The following is a 19414-nucleotide window of genomic DNA, read 5'->3' on the forward strand; positions in this document are numbered from 1 at the left end:
GCGGGGATGCCCCACTGGGCGTGTCAGACGGTTGCGCTGAACAAACCCTTGACGGCGATCTTGTCCACTTTGTCGTTGCTGTTGCGGGGCAGTCGATCCACGACGAGCCACTCGGTGGGGATCTTGAACTTCGCCAACCGCGATTCGCAGTAGGCGGTGAGAACCTTGTCGAGTTCGTCCGGTTCGGCGAAGTCGCCCACCACCGCTGCGGCGACGGATTCACCGTGACTGGCGCTTGTGATGCCTACGACGGCGACTCCGGTGACGTTCGGATGGTCGGCGATCGCCGCCTCCACTTCGACCGGAGAGATGTTGGCGCCGCCTCGAATGATCACCTCTTTGCTTCTGCCTACCACGAATCCCCAACCCGCATCGTCAATTTCGAAACGGTCACCCATCGGCAGCCAGTCCTGGGGTGTAACCTCCGGATCGACGAGAGTGTCGGGGTCGAAGTACCCCATGTAGTTGCCTTCCGACCGCAGGAACAGTTCGCCTGCGAGTTCCTCACCCGATGGCGTGTCCACCTTGACCTCGACGCCAGGAATGACCTGGCCGCATGAGGCGGACACCGGACGAGGATCGGTGAAGGGGTCGTACCCGAACCCGGGCCGGCCTTCCGAGGAGGCGTACAGATCGAGGACGGGAACCCCGAACATTTCCTCGAACTTGGCGAAGGCCACCTCGTCGCGACGTTCTCCGCCGCTGACGGCCATGCGAAGTTCGGGACCGAACGGACGTCGCCCGGTCTTCTCGCAGTACTCCACCAGCATTCGGAAATGCGTCACGACTCCCATGAACACCGTGACGCCGCGGCCCTCGGCCCGATCGCACAGCACCGTGGGACTGAACCGTTCCAGCATCACCGCCTTCGAGCCTGACATCAGACCGGTGAGATTAGCGGTTCCCAGACCGTAGATCCAAGAGAACGCGGGCGGAGCTAGTAGTACATCGCGGGAGTTCAGTCGCCACAACGAACCGTGCAGACGGGAGACTGCGGTCTCGCCCTCCGAGCTGTACAGCACCGGCTTCGGAGCCGCCGTCGATCCCGAGGTGAGGGTGATCAGGATGGGGTTGCGTTCGGTCTCGAACCTCGAGAGGTCTTTTGTCTCCGAGGTGTCCCAGGTGACGACGTCGAACGGTCCGAGACCGTCCTCGGTGCGGGTGTACCCGGTGTGCGCGAAGATCGAGCTCCAGTCGGAATGGAGCACCCCGACCGCTGGCTTGATCAAGCGCATGACGTGATCGGCATCGGCGGCGGTGTAGCGGTTGTTGACCGGCACGAAGATCATCTCTGCCCTCGCACAGGCGAGGAGCAGGATGTGATGCCACACGCTGTCGGGCCCGAGCAGCACCACGCGCGAACGGCGGGGAAGTCCGAATCCGCGCAGATAGGTTTCGACGCCGAGAACCTGCGTGTGTAGCTCACGCCATGTCCAGTCACCGAAGGTGTCCGCTACCGCATGTCGATCCGGACCTGTGGTCAGGCCCATGTACAGGGTGTCGTCGGCGAAGCTGGTCATGCTGTGTTGTTTCCTTACATGTCACGGGAAGAGGAGGTGGCCGGAACCACCGGAGTCGCGTCGGTCACCAGGGCAGGGGTCCGTCTTCGTTGAAGTACCCGCCGGACGGTGAGTCGTCACCCTTGAGTGCGAGTGTGACCAGGGCTCGTGCACCCTGCTCGACCGTGCGGGCCCCGAGCCCGCGGGTCATCTCCGTGGCGACGTATCCGGGAGTGATGGCGTTGATCCGGATGTGGCGCATGTTGTCGTCGGCCTGAAATGCCTTGTGGTAGTGGAGCGTCAGCATGTTCAGTGCGGCCTTGGACGTCGAGTACGGCGCCCGGACCGAATGATCTCCGCCGAAATCCTTGCCCTCGTTCGTCAGTTGGAGCGAGGCGGTGGTGCTCGAGACGTTGACGATCCTGGGCATCGTGGAGCGCGTGAGCAGGGGTAAGAAGGCGTGGGTGGTTTCGGCGACGCCGGCGACATTGGTACTGAAGGCGGCTTCCAGGTCCTTGCCGGTGATCTCGGGAGGAAGCACCTCGACCATCCGGCCGGCATTGTTGACCAGGATGTCGATAGTGCCGAAGCGCTCGTCGATCTCCCGGGCGGCCGCGTGCGGGTTCCCGAACTCGTCGTCGCGGGCAGCGACGTCCAAGTGCACCGCGCTTACTTCGACTCCGTCGTGGCCTCCCTCGGCGAGTCCGGCCTCGATCTCCTTGGCCGCCGTGGCGCCGGCAGCCAGATCTCGAGTGCCGATGACGACCCGCAGTCCGGCTTCGGCGAGCTGCCGGGCCACTTCGCGACCGATTCCTCGATTGGCGCCGGTCACCAGCGCTGTGCGTCGTTCGGTTGAATTCATTTCTGCTCCTGGAAGAGGTAACGACTCGACGGTGCGCTCGACCGCGAACTGCCGAGCGCCACCTGCGCTTAGGATGTTCAGCGTGTCGTCTGAGCGTCTGCCGCGGTCGTCGCGTTCTGAGCGAGGAACTCGTCGACGCGCTGCTCGGCGGACGCCCAGTCGAAGCAGTCGTACATGCGGCTCCGTGTGACATGCGGCGGGCCGGCGTAGAACAGCTCGTACTGGTTGTTGCGGCTGGCCAGCTCGGAACCGACAAGTCCCCACATCAGACGGATGAGGCGGTAGTTGCCGAGCGCGACCTCGAAGTCGTCCGTGCGGTTGAGCTCCAGGAACAGCCGTCGGGTGTAGTCGTCTTCGAACGCGCTGACATCGGCGGGCTGCTGGAACGCGTGGCTCGCCAGCATCCGTCGCATCTCGGTGGAGAACTCGGAGAAGTACTCCATCGACCAGTTGCTGCTGGCGTACATGAACTGGCGGTCCTGCGACACGTAGCCGTGGTCCCACCGCTCCGGCTGAAATTCCTGCGCGAGGACGGAGGCCTCGAGCATCTTCACCCGGGCTGCCAGTCCGCCGAAGATGCCCTGCACTGCGGGATTGCTGGTGAAGTCCAGGGCGTCACCCAGGCGCTTGGCGGCCGCCAGCATGAAACGCATCTTCGCGAGCAGGCGGATGTGGGCCTGCGAGTTGCCGAGGGTGTGGGCCGGAGTGTTCACGAACAGCCCGTAGCTGGCCCGCCAGTCGTCGAGGACGAAGATCCGGTTCCACGGCACGACGACATCGTCGAAGTAGATCGCTGCATCGGATTCGTCGAAGTCGGCCAACGGATCGTCGATGTTGCTCACGGCGTGCGCCGCGTAGGGCTTGCGCGAGAGGATTTTGACCCCGGGGTGGTTGGCCGCGATACCGAAGCTGACCGCCACGGATTCGTCGCCGGCTCGCAGCGGCTGTGCGTTACCCACCAGGATCTCGTGGCACAGTGCGCCGCCGGTGGCGAGCATTTTGTAGCCCCGAACGGTGACTCCCTCGTCACCGGTCGCGATCACGCGCATGGCGTTCTGTACCGCGGAGGACTTTCCGGACTTACTTCCCGCCGGCGGAAGCACCGCGAAGGACAGGTACAGGTCGTTGTCTCGAATGTGGCGCCAGTAGTTCAGCAAATTCTCTGCGTACTGCTCGTTGCCCGTGACCTCCGGTCGGCAGGCCATGCCGGTGACCATCGCCGCGACGTGATCGGGTGACCTACCGAACAGTCCGTTGCTGACCTCGGCCCAGGCGGTGTGCAGGGCGCGGCGGGCGGTGAGGTCCTCCCGGGAACGCGGGCGCAGAAAGTTCAGGCTGGTTTTCTCGCCCGTCTCCGGCTCGACGTAGGTGAGCGCGGGGTCCGAAGCAGTTCGATCGAAGAGCCTTGCAACGGTTTTCGCCGATCCACTGAAGCCGTCGTAGATCGTGACATCGTCGATCAGCTTGCCGCCGACGTACACCTGCCGACCGTCTCGTAACGATGCCAGGTACTCGTCACCTGTGCGAAGCATAGATGGGGTCCTCTCGTGTAAGCGCTGAAGTCTGGGGATCTAGCGGTCGGATTACCGACCACCGTCGAGCATCGAAGGTCATCGTTCGTGCTGCCTTCACTCGCCTCTCATATATCGATAAGCATACAAACATGTCACGCGACATGTCAAGGTGAATCCGGCCTTGATATCTGACTCAGCAGCAGGTCAACGCCGTGGCGGTACTGTGGAAGTGCAGTTGGCACATACGCGGTTCCACTCACTGTGGATACGGTTTCGCATTCGAACGAAGAGCGCCCGCCCGGGTCAGGCCCGTATTGTCGGCGGCACTGCATCGGAGGAATCCTCGACCTGCGACTCCGAGCCACCGGTCGGCGAATCCGGACCGTCGATCGCGGCGGGCGACGACTTCAGTGCCACGACTGCCCCTGCGCTGATCACGGCCGAAACCATGACACAGGCGGCGACGGGCAGCCACGAACCGGTCTGACGATAGAACTCGGTGAACAGCATCGGGGAGAAGGCCGATCCCAGAACTCCGCCGATGGTCAACCCCAAAGAGATTCCGGTGTAACGAATTCGGGGCTCGAAGGCCTCGCACAGCAGTGCAGCGTAGGGCCCGTACATGAACCCTGCTGCGGTTCCGGCGATGATGTACCCGAGGACCACGAACACCAAGGAGTCCGAACTGAGCAGCATGAAGAAGGGGATCACGGTGACGAATGTCGCCGCGTATCCGAAGTACATCACCCTCTTACGACCGAGCCGGTCGGAGAGTCGCCCGGAGTACAAGATGCTCACGAAGTACATGAACGAGAAGAGCAGAGCGCCGATCAGCAGTGAGTTGTACGAGAATCCTCCGGACTTCTGGCCGTACGCGACACCGAAGCTGTAGGCCGCGTAGAAGTAGAAGCCCTGGGCCAGGAATGCCGCAGCGCACAGGAGCAGGCTGGCCGTCCGGGTGCGAAACAGCGTGGCCAGCGGCATCTTGGCCGCACTGTTGCTCTTCTTGAGCTCGATCATGTTTCCGGTCTCGGGGATCTTGCTACGGATGAACAGTCCCACCGCAACCAAACCCACACCGATGATGAACGGCACCCGCCATCCCCACGACTCGAAGGCAGCGTCAGAGATCATGGACGACATTGCCAGGAAGCACAGGGTCGAGAGCATCAGCCCCAAGGGCATGCCCGCGGACGGATAACTGGTCAACCGCCCTTCCTGGCCGGATTTGGCGTGTTCGTGGGTGATCAGAACGGCACCGCCCCACTCCCCGCCCAAGGCCAGACCCTGAAGCAGGCGGAGCAGCATCAAGATGATCGGTGCCCACACCCCGATCTTGTCGTAACTGGGCACGAGACCGATGCCGCAGGTGCCCACGCCCATGATGGCCAGAGTCATGAACAGTGCGGACTTGCGCCCGATGCGGTCACCCAGGTGCCCGAACAGGGCGGCACCGAAGGGCCGGGCGATGAAGCCGACCGCGATACCGCCGAAGGCAAGGATCGTTCCGACCAGGGGATCGTGGTCCGGGAAGAACACCTTGTTGAACACTAGCGAAGCGGCGGTGGCGTAGGCGAAGAAGTCGAAGTACTCGATCGTGGTTCCGGTTAGGCTGGACGCGATGAGCCGTCGATCTGATGGTCGTGTGGTTGGAGTAGTCACGGACTTCCAACTTTCTGTGAACGGCTGCGCCGGGGCGAGCCACACGGGGATTTGAGTCTGCACGGGCACGGGGCCGGCCATACGGGAACCGGAGCGTTGAGAACAGGGAACGCTTCGAACAGGGAACGCCTGGTGCGGAGGGCGCGCCAGGGATCGATCCATGAGTGGGGCAAGGGGACCGCGTCGACGAACTCTCGACGCGGGTCCCGCGGCCAGCGGACCGGCGGATCAAGCAGCCAGTCGGTGAAAAGCGCGTTGTAGGTACAGGAGCGGATCGGCCGGGCCGTCTCCGATGTGGACGTGGGTGATCCGACCGACGAGAATCTGATGGGTGTATTGCGGGAGGGCGGTCTCCAGCTCGCACATCATCGTTACGCTGGCGTTCCGCAAAACCGGCACCGGCCAGCCTTCGGGCTGGACCAGTTCGTGAGCCTCCAGCGTCTTACTCTGTCCAGGCCGCGAGAGTCTCAGGGCGATGGCTTCGGACTCGAACTTGAGGTAACTGATGCAGAACTGTCCGCGTTCTAGAATGGTGCGGGAGGTCTGGTTCTCGTTGTTGACCAGGGCCACCAGTGAGGGCGGATCATTCGACAGCGAGGAGATCGCCGTCGCAGTCATGCCGTGGACGTGTCCTTCCTCGTCGCAGACTCCCACGATTCCCACCGGTGCCGCTACGCGGCCGAAAGCATCGTGGAAGAGTTGCTGGAGATTGTTGTCGACATTGCTCATGCGTCGGCCCTCCCTGCGATCGATGGCGTACCGAATTCTGGTGTTGCAGCGACGTATCCGGTATACGCACTCGTGAACTGAACGGCGATGCGGTCGATTGCGTCCAGACGCAGGTGCCCCGTGGAGTCACGGGGCCGATTTTCTCGGGGTGATGTGATCATGCTTCGCATAGTCGATAGTCCTTCCACCGTGAGCGTGCGGGCTCCACGGCAAACTTCAACAGTTCGCGGTCATTGGGGGCCGCACCTCGGGAAGACTTCTTGTTCCATGCCAAGGGCGTGACGTAAATCATGGCCCGCCTTTCCGGGCTTGCGCAACCCCTGTGCGTAAAAAACAGATCAACAATGTGTTTCATGGACTCGGATGCACGAAATGCTTGTTGACCATTGACTCATGACAACTGGCATGCGAGCATGTCATTTAGCATGCTGGCCGTGATGCTATTGATCTGATAACCGAACGGCCTGGAGATGAGGGCACTGGTGCTCGTAAATCAAGGACGCCCAGCCTCGACCCGCCGCGCCCGACTCGACGTCGGCGGCGTCCGACGTCAACAGATCGTGACCGCGGTGCGGACATTGATCGCAACGGAAGGGGCGGGCTCGGTGACGATAGCCCGTATCGCCGACGCGATGGGTACATCCCGAGGCGTCGTCAATCACCATTACAAGAACAAAGAAGACATCCTCCAATCCGCTCTGCAAAGTGCGATGAAGGATGCGAGTGCCGCGACTGATCAGATCGTTTCGGAGAGAACCGATCTCGCGGAAACAACGGGGCTCGTTGTGCGATTGGCGGCGACCGACAGCGACTGGCGGCAGGTCTACATCGCTTTCCTGGCGGAAGCGATCCACCACGACTTCGCTCGGACCATGATCGCCGAGACCGATCGGACGTTCCGGCAGCACCTGAGCCGCGCCCTAGGTGATCAGTCGGGTGCAGCCGTGGTACTCGCCTTAATGAGAGGTCTTGCGTTGCAACGGGTTGTCAATCCCGATTTCGACACCGAGTCCGCGCTGAGCGAGGCCTGTAAACTGCTCGGTCAGTGGACGCATCCCGGCACCATGCGGATCGGGAGCTAGCGCCGATCTGTCAACGCAGACGAATTGCTGTCTTCGTCTGCGGGAAAGCAGAAGTTTGTAGGGGCACGAATCCCCGACAAGCCAACCCCGATCGTGACACGTGACAGCGAACACGATTAACTCGGCTGCTGTCGGTTCATTCGACCGTCGCCGATCACACTCGAGACGGTTCTGTTCCGTTCGAGTACAACAGGTGTCGGCCCCCACATCATCGAACGACCCACCGATTCCGGGTTGTTCGTACGTCCGGGTCAGGCTGATGCCCCGTACCGGACACTCCCAGGGAGCGGCACCGATCGGCAGTCTCGAAACTCCCAGATTCAGCACACGAACGAAAGTCGATGATCCAGTGACCTCGTCCACGACATCACAAACACCCCACGCCGGGGCACGCCGTAATTCGAACGTCGTCGTCGGCATGGTGGTGGCCCTTGCCTTCTCCTACGGTCTGCAGATGTACGCGAGCGTGCCGGCATTCCCCGTCATTGCGGCGGACTTCGACCTCCGACTGTCCAGTGTCTCGTTGCTGGTGTCGGCGTTCTTCCTCGGGTACGCGGTCGCGCACGTCCCTGCAGGCTTCGCCGGAGCGGCGTACGGATTCAAGGTCGTCGCTGTCTCCGGGGCCGGATTGTTAGCAGCCTCGTCTGCCCTGTTCGCCGTGTCGAACAGCTTCGCACTCCTGCTGGTCTCTCGACTGCTGGGCGGTGTGGCCATGTCGATGATGGTGGGTACCGCGATTCCGATCGCGGCCGGCTGGGCCCGTCCCGATCGTGTCCGCATCACAGTCGGTGGTTGGGTACAGGGCCTGGGCTTCACCGCCGGCGCTGCTGTCGCGCTGTACGCGTGGACTTTCGTCAACGAGTCCCTCGGCTGGCGATCCGGCATGTGGGTTGCCGCCATGATCGGACTGGTGGCGACCGTTCTGGCTGCAGTTCTCCTGGTCAATCCACCGAACGCAGCCGAGCACGAGGAGTTCTCGTGGACTTCGACGACCCGGTGCCTGCGATCGAAGTCGATGTGGACCATCGGCCTCGGAAGCGTGGGCGCGTACGGCGGACTGTTCACCGTCTCCCAACTCGGCCCCGGATACGCGGTCTCCGATCTGGGCCTGACGGCGTCGACCGCGGGATTATTGTCCGGGATCATGCTGTTCCTGGGAATCCCCGGCTCGATTCTCTCCGGCTACATCGCCGACCGCTCGAAGCGATTCATCCCCGTTCTGCTGGTGCCCGCTACGTTGATGGTGCTCTGTATGTTCGTCCTTCCGTTCTCGACCGCCGTCACGTTCTCGATCGCCATCGCGGGCATCGGGTTCCTCGGGTCGATGTACTTCGCCATCGTCGTCGTCGCACCCGGCGAGTACGAGGACGAGATCTCACCTCGTGACTACGGAACGGCTCTGGGTCTGATTCTGACTCTCGGCAACGCCGGCGCAGTCCTCTTCCCGTACGTCTACGGAGTGATGGCGGAGAAGGTGGCATCGAACCTCGGCTGGTTGGCCTTGGCGATCATCGCGGCTGCCGCGTGCGTGGCTCTTGCCGCCACCCGCGAACCGCGGGTGAACGCGAACCGAGAACTCTAATTTCGCTGCTCGCTGGGAAAGGAACGCGCGATGCATGCCGAGAACCAACTCTTCACGTCGAGCTTCGACGTCCTCGTCGACGGAAAGCCGATTGAGTCGTCGGCACTGTTTCCAGAGTGGTCGCGATCGGACCGGTTCGGGTTCGTCGTGGACGAACCTCTGGGCTTGGTGGGTGCCAGCATGCTGATGCAGTTGGCAATCGCCGAATTCTACCGGATTCGGCGGCTGGAAGGGGTTCGGCCGGTCCTGTATCCGGAAGTGTACGTATTCCACGTCGGCGGTCCACACGGCGATTGGAGCATGTTCGACGTGTGGCCGCCGCGCAAAGAGATTCAACTCGCGAGTGGCCAACCCGCGGAGCTACTCAACGCGATCGAGAATCAGGGCATCACCAGACTGGCTGTGCCACAGCGAGGACCGGGTTCGCTTCAGTTGTTGCGCGAAGGCGGAATCAACACCTGGGCCGACCCCGCCAGCTTCCTGGACCGGATGAAGAGTTGCTATGCGTATCGTCCGGAGGGTTACGTGCTCGATGCGACCATCGAGATTTCGTCGTCCGATCCTCGGGTACAGAGCAACGTCTTCGAAACCATCTATCCGGTTGGGGTGGCGACGAAGATGCTGGACGATATCGCCCACGAACGGCCCGTCCAATCACCCGGATCCTCGGTCACCTCAGATATGGTCGGCTGGGCCAGTCGGGTGCTCGACCGCCACCTGGAGGTTCCGAAGGACACCCGAGACGAGCACTGGGATCGCTACCGTAATCGCCTCGACGCGACCGGCGTTCGGGTCCACGAGAGTTTCGTCGAGGTTTCGCCGGAGGACGCACTCGAGTACATCGCCGCGTTCTGACCCGAGGCTGGAGCGTGAGGCTGCTGGTCACCGATCGCGGCCGAGCGGAACTCGCCAGAACTGCTCGAAGTAGGTTCGTCCTCGTCCGGCTCCGTCCTCGATGTCGGCCTTGCGCAGCCAGTTCTTCAGGCAGGTATCGGAGATCCCAAAATCTTTCGCGTTTGCTCCAGCGGGGCTTCACGTTTGCGCGCCACGGCGACGACGTCGCGGCGGAACTACTCCGGGTACGGCTTCGGCATGTCGATCATCATTCCACCGTGAGGGCGGATCCCTCACAGGAGGTGTTGAGCGCGAATCGTAGCGTTCGCCAGCTAGTTTCTACCGGCACGAAGACCCCACACCGGATATCCGGTGCAGGGTCTTCGTGCTTGGAACGGGATGCGGTCGGTCTCCTGGGCACGGGTCACAGGGGTTCGATAAGCGTGAGGTCGGCCGGGCTGTTGCACTCGCACGCTGACAGCAGGCCGGAGCGGTCACCGATGGCCTCGAGGTGGTTGACGAGCCTGGATAGCAGCCGTCGATCCGATAATTCGAGTGTATCCGGGTCGGCGTTCGTACTACTTTAGACTTCAGCTCTCCACGACGTCGTGCGCGCTGTGATCGTCCAGCGCGGGATCAGACGAACCACCGTGGCTGTTGCCGAGATTCAATAGGGCTACTCCGACGATGATGAGCGCGATGCCAGCTAACGCCATACCGGACAATGATTCTCGGAAGAATACGACGCCCAGGATCGCGACGACCGTGGTGCCTGCGGCAGCCCAAATGGCGTAGCCGACGCTGATCGGCAACCCGCGGTTAAGTGCCAAGCCGAGCAGAGTGAAGCTGCATACGTATCCGATCACCACCAGGATCGAGGGCGACAGCTTGCTGAAGCCCTCGGACACCTTCAATGACATCGTCGCGACGATTTCGCAGACGATGGCCCCAATGAGCAGGACGTAGGCGATCACGCGTCAACCCGCGCATATTCACGACTGCCATGTATGGTCCGGCGGCCCATCCATTCGACTCCCAGAGCGAGCATGCCGGACGCCATCGATAGTTCTTTCCCTTCGCCGTTTTCGGTCTCAGACCCGGTCGTTGTGTTCTCAGACATGATTTCCTTGTTTCGGAAGCGGGCGCGCGTGGACGACGGCCCAGCAAGATATTGCTCGCACAGAGCGCATCCTGTACGCGGAGTGCGAAGTTCGCGCATCGAGTAGCTCCCCCCTAGCGCCTGCGGCAGAGGTCCCCCGTTGCACCGGACATTGGCCATTCTGACTTGACCGATCTTTGACCAAAGGTCTCCGGGTCGACCGGCCGCTCGGGGCGGGGAAGGTTGTTCACCACGAGTAAGTACGACTCGGTCACCAGATCGTCCACTAGGCCTTTGTCGATCGTCCCTCCCGGTGACAGTGTGATCCAGTGCCGTTTGTTCATGTCGTAGCCGGCGGTGATGTCCGTGTGGGCGCTGCGCAATGCCTCGCCGTCGGCGGGGCGGCTTTGAGGATTACGATCGGCTCGCCGGTCGCGGCGGTGAGCAGCATGAACACCTTGCCCCGGACCTTGTATACCTCCCATTCCGGTCCGAACGGGTGCTCGAGATTCGCGCCCGGAAGTTCGTCGGCCCGCGATTTTGCGTGTTCCTGGAGCGTGGCGCCGTTCATGCTGTTCCCCGTCGATCGGTGGCCGCTGTCAGTGCTGGCCGATGAAGTCGAGCAGCTGGGCGTTGAAGGTCTTGTACTCGTTCAGGTGGGGTTCGTGTCCACTGTGTTCGAAGACCGCGAGGCTGCCGTGTGGGACGGTGTCGGCGAACCAGCGCATGCCGTCGAGCTCGTAGTAGGGCGAGTGTCGGCCGGTGACGATCCAGGTGGGGACGGGGATGCGGGGCAGGGCATCGCGCCAGTCGGCGACGAAATGGTCGATCAGCAGAGGACGGGCCCTTGCCACTGGGAACTGTTCCCACCACTCGTCACCCGCCGGTCGGAGGGGCTTCACATGATCGGGGACGGCGGGTTCACGGTCCGCGTTCGACCAGTCAAATCGGAAGTCAGCGGCGTCGTAGAGGTTTTCACCGGTGATGCCGCGAACCCCCCACTGCCAGTCCCCTTCGTTGACGATCTTCGGGGACTGATCGATCGCGACGAAGGCGGTGACCCGGTCCCATGCGTCGGCGGCGCTCGAGAAGTACGCCAGGCTGACCGATACGCCCATGGAGTGACCGACAAGGACCACGTCGCGGACGTCGAGGGTGGTGATCAGTTCGCCGAGGTCGAGGCCGAGACGGCTCATCCTCTGACCGTGACTGGGCGAATCGGATCGGCCGTGCATGCGGTGATCGAATCGGATGACGCGGTAGCCGGCCTCCACCAAGGCGTCGCGCTGGAAAACCCAGCTCGAGCCCTGATCTGCGAAGCCGGAAGCACACACGACGGGACGACCTTCACCCTCGTCGTCGTACCGAATGGTCACGCCATCGGAGGTCATCAGAGGCAGGTTCGTGCCGCTCATCGATCTCTCTTTCTGTTCCGGCTCACAGCGCGTGCTCGAGCCGGTGCGGGGGCCAGAGGTGGGAAGCCTGGCGTTGAGGCACGCGCTCTGATCGCCGGCTCCCGCCTCTGACTGGGCTCAGTAGGTACGGTCTGTGCTCATTGGCGACCGATCCGTTGATAGATGTCCGGCTTGGTACGCTCTAGCCGCATCGCGACGAGGAATCCGCTGATGAAGGTTCCGTACACGATCGCGATCAGCAAGCTGGACAACCACATCACGCCTCCGGTGTGCACCGAGAAGTCGACGATCGACATCACCACGGACCATCCGAAACCAATCAGCGCCACGAACGGCGCTACGAACGAGGCGAAGACGTGACCTCTCCACTTGTCGTGTCGGATCAGGTACACAGGTACCGCGATGGAGGTGAGAACCATCACGGAGATGCCTGTCAATGCCGCGATCCCCAGCAGTGCGCCGTAGAACACCATTGAGTCGATCCCCGCGACGACCACAATCAGATTGGCGATCAACACCGCGACGCTCACCACCATGGACGCTCGATACGGTGAACCGAACCGGGGATGCGCCACGGCGACAGAGGGTGATACGACCCCGTCCGCACCCAGGTTGAAGAGATACCGCGCTGCCACGTTATGCGCACAGATGATGACGGCCAACGAGCTCGTCACAAGCAGGACGGTGGCGACATCGAGCAGAAGGCGTCCGCCGAACTCGAGGATCGTCGCGTCGAACGCGGCGGTCCCCTCGGCGGTCGACACCGCCACGGCGTCGTGGACACCGAGCGCATTCACGTAGAGCCAACTCGTACCTGCGTACAGGACCACCGCGAACACGATCAGGCCGAACGCCGCACGCGGAATAGTTCGTTCCGGCCGCTTCACTTCGTCGCGGAACAACACCGTCATCTCGTAACCACCGAACATCGCGCACGCAAGGAGCAGCCCGGTGGCGAACGAACCGTCGAACCAGTGCGCCGGTGCGAACGGTGCGGTGCTGAGGCCATCGGCACCGCCGGCAGCGAAGACGACGACGTCGTACACGATGACAACGACGATCTCCAGGCTCAGGATGACGGCCATCACTTTGGCTGACACATCGATACGCAGGTAACCCAGGATGCCCACCAGCGCCCAGATGAGTAAAGCCCACACGTACCATGGGAGACTGGGACCGTTGAAAGTGCTGGAAACGAGCGAGCCCACGGACGTGCCGGCGAATGCGAGATATCCGCATGCGCAGGTGAAGTACGCCAAGAGCATCGTCAATCCCGCACCCAGTCCCATCTTCCTTCCCAGACCGGCAGTCACGTAGGCATAGAACGCCCCGGGGCGATCCAATACGGCGGACATCCTGAGAAAGGTGGTTGCGAAGCAGGCCACGACAGCACCGCCCGCGATGAAGATGAATGGCGTCCCAATCCCATTCCCTGTCGCGACCATGATCGGAATGACGCCCATGACAATAACGAGCGGAGCGTTGAACGACATGATGCTGAAGAACAGGCCGAACGTGCCGAGGGAGCCCTTCAGGGTGGTGGAGTCGCCGGCCGTCGACGGGATCGTATTACCGGGCCCCGATGCGGTGGTAGTTGTGCTCACCTAAATCTCCAATGTCTGAGCTGATTCAGTAGGTCCGTGCAGTGGCTGGATGATCCCGCCACAACCATCGGAGCGTTCGAGGGAACTCGAAGCCGCCGTGACGCAATGTGTGTCCGCCTTCACCGAAGACGAACTTGTAGTCGTAGTAACTCCACTCGAGCGCGGCAGCCATCTCGCGGTTCGCCGCGACGAGATCGCCGAACACGACTCGGGCATCTCGTCGACCGGTCTGCATCCAGATGCGAATTGGCTTACGCGGGGACCGGCGAACCTGCGGAATGTGATTGTGTCCACCACGGATGTCGACGAACGACCCGCAGTGAGAGATTACATTTCTGAACACGTCCGGCCGATGCCACGCCGCAGTGAACGCTGCGTTCCCACCGGAGCTGTATCCGACGATGACGCGATCGGCGGCCTCGGAAGAGACGTTGAGATGCCCGATCGCCGTGGGGAAGAACTCGTCCACCAAGAACTGAACCCAGGTGTCGTCGATCGAATCGAACTCGATGCTCCGGTTATCGGAACCGCCGAAGATGGGGTATCCGGGCCCGGTCTTGCCTGCGTCGATGAACAGGGCGGCGGTGAGGGGAATCAGCCCCTCGGCGTTCAGGTTGTCCAGCGCTGCGATGGCACCGAAGTCGGCGGCGAGGTACTCGGCTGCATCCAGGAACACAATGAGCGCCAAGGGGACGGATTCATCGTATTGACTGGGAACGTACAGCGTGTAGTCCCGCTCGACCCCCGGATAAGACACCTCGCTTCGATGCGTGTGCTGGGTGACACTTCCCTGTGGAATGCCCTCGCGCCGATGCGAGTACGGGCTGAGACTGTACTCGGGCAGGGTGTCGTCGCATGCCGCGTATCCCATGCGATCCTCGACGGTCATATTCTTGTCGGCGAACCATTCCTCGTCCGAATTCGACGGGTTTCCGGCATTACCGTGCCCAGAAGTCACCACGATTTTCCTTTCCTATTGAAACGCGCCGCCTGGCTTTATCGATCGGCAGATGACAAACCTCAGACTCGTGACCGGCGTGATGAGACGGTGTCGATGAACTGGGTGTCCGGCGGAATCGAGGCATGTGCTCAGGTGGTTTCGGTGATCGGGCGGTCGACCCAGCTCATCAAATCGCGCAGCTTCTTGCCGGTGACCTCGATGGGGTGCTCGGCGTTGGCCTTGCGCAGTCCTTCGAGCTCGGTGTTGCCGTTCTCGACATTCGCGACGAGGCGGCGGGTGAACTCACCCGACTGGATGTCGGCCAGGATCTCCTTCATGCGCTCCTTGGTGCCGGCGTCGATGACGCGCGGACCCGACACGTAGCCGCCGAACTCCGCGGTGTCGGACACCGAGTAGTTCATGCGGGCGATGCCACCCTCGTACATGAGGTCGACGATGAGCTTGAGTTCGTGCAGCACCTCGAAGTACGCCATCTCGGGCGCGTAGCCGGCCTCGACCATGACCTCGAAACCGGTCTTGACCAGTTCCTCGACGCCGCCGCAGAGCACGGCCTGCTCGCCGAAGAGGTCCGTCTCGGTCTCTTCCTTGAACGTGGTCTTGATGACGCCGGCGCGGGTGCCGCCGATGCCCTTGGCGTAGGACAGTGCGAGGGCCTGGCCCTCACCCTTCGGGTCCTGGTCGATCGCGATGAGCGCGGGAACACCCTTGCCGTCGACGAACTGACGACGCACCAGGTGGCCGGGGCCCTTGGGGGCGACCATGCCGACGGTGACGAACTCCGGAGCCTTGATCAGGTCGAAGTGGATGTTGAGGCCGTGTCCGAAGAACAGCGCGTCGCCGTCCTTCAGGTTCGGCTCGATGTCATTGGTGAAGATCGACGCCTGCGCGGTGTCGGGTGCGAGCACCATGATCACGTCGGCCCACTCGGAGACCTCGGCGGGGGTGCCGACGGTCAGGCCCTGCTCCTCGGCCTTCGCGCGGGACTTCGAGCCTTCCTTCAGGCCGATACGCACATCGACGCCCGAGTCGCGCAGGCTCAGCGAGTGCGCGTGGCCCTGGCTTCCGTAACCGATCACAGCGACCTTACGGCCCTGGATGACCGACAGATCGGCATCGTCGTCGTAGAACATCTCGACTGCCATGTCGCTGGTTTCTGTGGTGAGCACGTGTGCTGCTTTCCTTCACTGTGATGGTCCGGCCGGATGGAATGAGCCGATCCCTATTGGTTAACGATGTTGTGCTGCAACGAAGTTGCGTCCAATTACGCATTCGCAGCGTCGGGACTGTCAGTCGCTGAGCATGCCGGCGGCGAGGAATCCGCCGTCGACGGGAATGACGTGGCCGTTGATGTAGGCCGCGTCGTCGGAGGCGAGGAAGCTGGCGGCGGCGGCGACTTCGTCGGCGGTGCCGTAGCGCTGCGCCGGAACCAGGCGGTTGTAGGCGGCGCGGGTGGCGGCGGTGTGCACGGCCTGCGAGAGCGGGGTTTCGATGGGCCCGGGTGCGACGGCGTTAGCGGTGATGCCGTGCGGGGCCAGCTCGACCGCTATCTGCCGGGTCAGGCCGATCAGCCCCGCCTTCGAGGTGCCGTAGGCGGTGCGGCCCGTGCCGGCACGCATCCCGCTGGTGGAGGCGATGTTGATGATGCGACCCCAGCGTTGTTCGAGCATCAGGCGGGCGGCATGCTGCGCGCACCGGAATGCCCCGGTGAGATTGACGTTCAGCGTCGCTTCCCAGTGATCGTCGGGGTAGTCGAGGAACGGAAGCGTCTTGGCGATCCCGGCATTGTTGACCAGGATGTCGCAGCGGCCGTAGGTTTCGGTAACCCATTTGAAGCCGGCCTCGATCGAGGCGCGGTCACCGATGTCCATCGTCAGTGCGTCCGCGCTCATGCCGCGGCTGGTCATGTCGGCGGCGTGCGCCTGGGCGGCCTCGTGATTCAGGTCGGCCAGCACGACGTGCCGCCCGTGCTCACCGAGTCGTTCGGCGATGGCGGCCCCGATCCCTGCCCCGGATCCGGTGACAAGGGCAATGCGTTCATTCATCGTGGTTCCTGCGTTCTTTCGTGGCGGTCAGGGGGTTCGGTGCCGGCTGGCGCGGTGACGCCCGCGCCGGAGCGGTCTTCAATGGGGATGGGGTGCGTGCTCCGGGTCGGCCGCCGTGCGGTGTCCGGCGTCGTCGGATTCAGCGTGGGTCTTGGTGCGCCGGGCGTCGAGGATTGCCACGATCGCCGCGGCGAGAATGACTCCGACGCCGATGATCCAGAAGCCCGATGCGGTGTTGCCGGTGGTGGCGACCAGACCGATGAGCAGGGGGCCGACCAGGCCGCCGAAGTTTCCGCACAGGTTGACGAAACCGACCGAGGCTCCGGCCTGGTTGCGGGGGACGATCTGCATTACCCAGGTCCACCAGAGCGCGAGGGATGCGTAGATGGTTCCGGCGGCCACGACGAGCATCGCGAAACTGAAGACGGCCCCGAGGTCCACGAAATGCTGGACGATCATGGCGGTGCCGCTGATCGCGATGGGCAGTGCGATGTACGAGCCGAGGGATCGGCCGCTGGCGACGGCGCGTTTGGTGACCAGATACAGGGCGAGGGTGCCGACGAGGAACGGAATGGCGGTCAGCAGGCCGACGAGGAACGAGCCCTGTCCGGTGAGGTCGCCGATGACGGTGGGCAGCCAGAGCGTGAGTGCGTAGATGCCCATGACCCAGAAGAAGTAGATCAGCGCCAGCAACCACACCACCGGCCGCATGAATACCTGCATCAGGGTCGACTCGTCGGTGGTCTCGACGGTGCGGGTGGCGATGATGTAGTCCCGTTCCTCGGCGCTCAGCCTCGGGTGGTCCTCGGGCTTCTCGGTGGCCGAGAAGTGCAGCCAGGCCGCGACCAGGATCGCGGGAACGGCCTGGATGATGAACATGGCGCGCCAGCTGGTGACCTCGATCAGCCATCCGGACAGCGGTGCCATCACCGCCGAGGACAGCGGCACGGTGTACATCGTCAAGGCGACGGCGAGACCGCGTTCGCGGGAGGGGAACCAGCTGATGAACATGACCGCGAAAGCGGGGAAGATGGCGCCCTCGGCGAGTCCGAGGACGATGCGCGCCGCCATCAGAACCGGGAGGTTGTGGACGACGCCGGTCACCGCCGCGGACAGCCCGATGACGACCATGCACGCCACGATGATGGTCTTGGCGTGTCCCCTGCCCGCCCAGGCCCCGGCGGGAATGCCACTGACGACGTAGCCCCAGAAGAAGGCAGAGAACACCAGGCCCATCGCGGCCGCACTCAACTGCAGCTCGTCGGCCATGTGGGGGGAGGCGACACTGATGTTGGTGCGGTCCATGAAGCAAATGAAGTAGGTCACGAACAGCGGGATTCCGATGCGTGCCCACCGAACCTGTCGGATGTCGATGCGGGGTGGGCGTTCAGCCGCGGACGTCGGAGTCATTGCGGGTCCTGTCTTTCCTGAGCACGGGGGCGGAAGAAGTACTGGCGGGTTCTGCACCGCCCTCCTTCCCGGAGACCGAGTGCGTGATCTGAGTCACGCTGCGATGTGACTGTGTTCCCTTTCGGCATGCGGAGTCAAGCAGGGAGGAAAAGCCCCAGGAAATCGGTCCACATTATGAAATTGTTGACCGAGATCCAGATCACCTTTTACTGTCGTTCCCAAGGCCATCTGGCCGGAGTCCATTCCAATCGCGCACAATGCGGATTCAAGGGAGATTTCACAATGCGGAACGATTCCAGCGAATCGGTGTCGGCCCGGGCCGGCCGGGACGCGCTGCCGGGTTCGCAGAGTGTGCGCCGAGCCCTCGATCTGCTCTCGATGGTGGCGGGCTGGGATCGCGTCGGCGGTCTGTCCCTGGCGGAGCTGGCCTCCGAGAGCGGGCTCAGTAAGCCGACGGTGCACCGGTTGCTGTCGGAGTTGGTGAGCACCGGCTACCTCGAGCAGGCAGAGGACCGGCGGTATCTGCTCGGCCCGGAGGCGTACACCGTCGGCAGCGCCGCCGAACGGCGGCACGGACTGCAACAGCAGGCTCTGGCCTCGGTGGTGCGGCTCGCGCAGGTCTCCGAAGACGCGGCATTCATCTCGGTGCGCCGCGGCACCCATTCGGTGTGCGTGCACCGGGAGGAGGGAACGTGGCCGATCCGCAGCCATGTACTGCAGGCCGGTGACCGGTATCCGCTCGGCGTCGGAGCGCACGGCATGGCCCTGCTGGCGGCCCTGCCGCCGCAGGTCGCCGCGAGTGTGATGGCGGCCAATGCACCCGAACTGGCCCAGCGGTATCCCGAGCTGACCCCGGACCGGTTGCTCGAACAAGCCGAGCGGACCCGGCGACGCGGCGGCATCGCGGTCAATGAGGGCATGGTCGTCCCCGAATCGTGGGCGATCGGAATCGCCGTCCTCGACGCACACGGCGAACCCGCACTCGCGCTGAGCATCGCGGCCATCAGCTCGCGGATGGGACCGGACCGGCAAGCCCGACTGGCGATCCTGCTCAAGGAGGAAGCCGCGCGGCTCGCCCCCACCCTGCGCACCGAATCCTCAGCCTAACTACCACCGTCT

Annotated in this window: 18 protein-coding genes; 4 read left to right on the forward strand and 14 right to left on the reverse strand. The window is 63.1% G+C overall.

Going from position 1 to position 19414, the window contains the following annotated elements; genetic code table 11:
• Positions 1 to 23 precede the first annotated feature (23 nt).
• The 5 genes from QM806_RS07495 to QM806_RS07515 all read right to left on the reverse strand — a co-directional run bounded on the left by QM806_RS07495 (position 24) and on the right by QM806_RS07515 (position 6266).
• On the reverse strand, positions 24 to 1520 hold the full coding sequence (locus QM806_RS07495; RefSeq protein ID WP_169693373.1) for a class I adenylate-forming enzyme family protein: 1497 nt from the start codon (positions 1518 to 1520) through the stop codon (positions 24 to 26).
• Between the two features lie 64 nt (positions 1521 to 1584).
• On the reverse strand, positions 1585 to 2361 hold the full coding sequence (locus tag QM806_RS07500; RefSeq protein ID WP_169693372.1) for an SDR family NAD(P)-dependent oxidoreductase: 777 nt from the start codon (positions 2359 to 2361) through the stop codon (positions 1585 to 1587).
• A gap of 77 nt (positions 2362 to 2438) precedes the next feature.
• The gene (locus QM806_RS07505) at positions 2439 to 3893 is read right to left on the reverse strand and encodes a 4-hydroxyphenylacetate 3-hydroxylase N-terminal domain-containing protein (RefSeq protein WP_169693371.1); all 1455 of its coding nucleotides are present in this window, start codon (positions 3891 to 3893) and stop codon (positions 2439 to 2441) included.
• Between the two features lie 285 nt (positions 3894 to 4178).
• The gene (locus QM806_RS07510) at positions 4179 to 5537 is read right to left on the reverse strand and encodes an MFS transporter (RefSeq protein WP_169693370.1); all 1359 of its coding nucleotides are present in this window, start codon (positions 5535 to 5537) and stop codon (positions 4179 to 4181) included.
• 228 nt (positions 5538 to 5765) lie between these two features.
• Positions 5766 to 6266 carry a flavin reductase family protein gene (locus QM806_RS07515; protein ID WP_169693369.1) on the reverse strand — a complete coding sequence of 167 codons (501 nt, stop codon included), beginning with the start codon at positions 6264 to 6266 and terminating at the stop codon, positions 5766 to 5768.
• A 470-nt stretch (positions 6267 to 6736) separates the two neighbouring features.
• On the opposite strand from QM806_RS07515, the gene QM806_RS07520 reads away from it, so the two are divergent.
• The 3 genes from QM806_RS07520 (at position 6737) to QM806_RS07530 (ending at position 9785) form a co-directional block, all read left to right on the forward strand.
• Positions 6737 to 7348 (forward strand): TetR/AcrR family transcriptional regulator, encoded by a 612-nt coding sequence (locus QM806_RS07520; protein WP_283290915.1) that lies wholly within the window; start codon positions 6737 to 6739, stop codon positions 7346 to 7348.
• 349 nt (positions 7349 to 7697) lie between these two features.
• On the forward strand, positions 7698 to 8930 hold the full coding sequence (locus tag QM806_RS07525; protein WP_169693367.1) for an MFS transporter: 1233 nt from the start codon (positions 7698 to 7700) through the stop codon (positions 8928 to 8930).
• Between the two features lie 147 nt (positions 8931 to 9077).
• Positions 9078 to 9785 carry a hypothetical protein gene (locus QM806_RS07530; RefSeq protein WP_283290916.1) on the forward strand — a complete coding sequence of 236 codons (708 nt, stop codon included), beginning with the start codon at positions 9078 to 9080 and terminating at the stop codon, positions 9783 to 9785.
• 569 nt (positions 9786 to 10354) lie between these two features.
• Here QM806_RS07530 and QM806_RS07535 read toward each other — a convergent pair.
• The 9 genes from QM806_RS07535 to QM806_RS07570 form a co-directional block, all read right to left on the reverse strand.
• On the reverse strand, positions 10355 to 10738 hold the full coding sequence (locus QM806_RS07535; protein WP_283290917.1) for a DMT family transporter: 384 nt from the start codon (positions 10736 to 10738) through the stop codon (positions 10355 to 10357).
• A gap of 259 nt (positions 10739 to 10997) precedes the next feature.
• Positions 10998 to 11207 (reverse strand): MmcQ/YjbR family DNA-binding protein, encoded by a 210-nt coding sequence (locus tag QM806_RS41640; protein ID WP_430459363.1) that lies wholly within the window; start codon positions 11205 to 11207, stop codon positions 10998 to 11000.
• Complete coding sequence (locus tag QM806_RS41645) at positions 11204 to 11434, reverse strand: MmcQ/YjbR family DNA-binding protein (protein WP_430459364.1); 231 nt, start codon at positions 11432 to 11434, stop codon at positions 11204 to 11206. Before QM806_RS41645 ends, QM806_RS41640 begins: the two co-directional genes overlap by 4 nt.
• Positions 11435 to 11462: 28 nt before the next feature.
• Positions 11463 to 12278, reverse strand: coding sequence for an alpha/beta fold hydrolase (locus QM806_RS07545; protein ID WP_169693365.1), 816 nt, complete (start codon positions 12276 to 12278; stop codon positions 11463 to 11465).
• 137 nt (positions 12279 to 12415) lie between these two features.
• Complete coding sequence (locus QM806_RS07550; protein WP_169693364.1) at positions 12416 to 13882, reverse strand: APC family permease; 1467 nt, start codon at positions 13880 to 13882, stop codon at positions 12416 to 12418.
• Between the two features lie 25 nt (positions 13883 to 13907).
• A complete protein-coding gene (locus tag QM806_RS07555; RefSeq protein WP_169693363.1) occupies positions 13908 to 14840 on the reverse strand; it encodes an alpha/beta hydrolase in 933 nt (310 codons plus the stop codon).
• Positions 14841 to 14971: 131 nt separating this feature from the next.
• Positions 14972 to 15985: a ketol-acid reductoisomerase gene (gene ilvC, locus QM806_RS07560; protein ID WP_283290983.1), complete on the reverse strand. Its 1014-nt coding sequence runs from the start codon at positions 15983 to 15985 to the stop codon at positions 14972 to 14974.
• 144 nt (positions 15986 to 16129) lie between these two features.
• Complete coding sequence (locus QM806_RS07565; RefSeq protein WP_169693840.1) at positions 16130 to 16885, reverse strand: SDR family NAD(P)-dependent oxidoreductase; 756 nt, start codon at positions 16883 to 16885, stop codon at positions 16130 to 16132.
• A gap of 78 nt (positions 16886 to 16963) precedes the next feature.
• Positions 16964 to 18295, reverse strand: a complete 1332-nt coding sequence (locus QM806_RS07570) for an MFS transporter (protein WP_169693841.1) — start codon at positions 18293 to 18295, stop codon at positions 16964 to 16966.
• 282 nt (positions 18296 to 18577) lie between these two features.
• Between QM806_RS07570 and QM806_RS07575 the strand changes: the two genes are divergently transcribed.
• Positions 18578 to 19402: an IclR family transcriptional regulator gene (locus QM806_RS07575; protein WP_169693842.1), complete on the forward strand. Its 825-nt coding sequence runs from the start codon at positions 18578 to 18580 to the stop codon at positions 19400 to 19402.
• The last annotated feature ends 12 nt before the right edge of the window (positions 19403 to 19414 follow it).

It is taken from the genome of Rhodococcus sp. IEGM 1351, from assembly GCF_030056875.1.
GTDB lineage: Bacteria > Actinomycetota > Actinomycetes > Mycobacteriales > Mycobacteriaceae > Rhodococcus_F > Rhodococcus_F opacus.

Coding starts and splice junctions, on each gene's coding strand:
- QM806_RS07495 (WP_169693373.1), bottom strand. CDS start 1,520: ATGACCAGCTTCGCCGACGACACCCTGTACATGGGCCTGACCACAGGT.
- QM806_RS07500 (WP_169693372.1), bottom strand. CDS start 2,361: ATGAATTCAACCGAACGACGCACAGCGCTGGTGACCGGCGCCAATCGA.
- QM806_RS07505 (WP_169693371.1), bottom strand. CDS start 3,893: ATGCTTCGCACAGGTGACGAGTACCTGGCATCGTTACGAGACGGTCGG.
- QM806_RS07515 (WP_169693369.1), bottom strand. CDS start 6,266: ATGAGCAATGTCGACAACAATCTCCAGCAACTCTTCCACGATGCTTTC.
- QM806_RS07520 (WP_283290915.1), top strand. CDS start 6,737: ATGAGGGCACTGGTGCTCGTAAATCAAGGACGCCCAGCCTCGACCCGC.
- QM806_RS41640 (WP_430459363.1), bottom strand. CDS start 11,207: ATGAACAAACGGCACTGGATCACACTGTCACCGGGAGGGACGATCGAC.
- QM806_RS41645 (WP_430459364.1), bottom strand. CDS start 11,434: ATGAACGGCGCCACGCTCCAGGAACACGCAAAATCGCGGGCCGACGAA.
- QM806_RS07545 (WP_169693365.1), bottom strand. CDS start 12,278: ATGAGCGGCACGAACCTGCCTCTGATGACCTCCGATGGCGTGACCATT.
- ilvC (WP_283290983.1), bottom strand. CDS start 15,985: ATGGCAGTCGAGATGTTCTACGACGACGATGCCGATCTGTCGGTCATC.
- QM806_RS07565 (WP_169693840.1), bottom strand. CDS start 16,885: ATGAATGAACGCATTGCCCTTGTCACCGGATCCGGGGCAGGGATCGGG.
- QM806_RS07570 (WP_169693841.1), bottom strand. CDS start 18,295: ATGACTCCGACGTCCGCGGCTGAACGCCCACCCCGCATCGACATCCGA.
- QM806_RS07575 (WP_169693842.1), top strand. CDS start 18,578: ATGCGGAACGATTCCAGCGAATCGGTGTCGGCCCGGGCCGGCCGGGAC.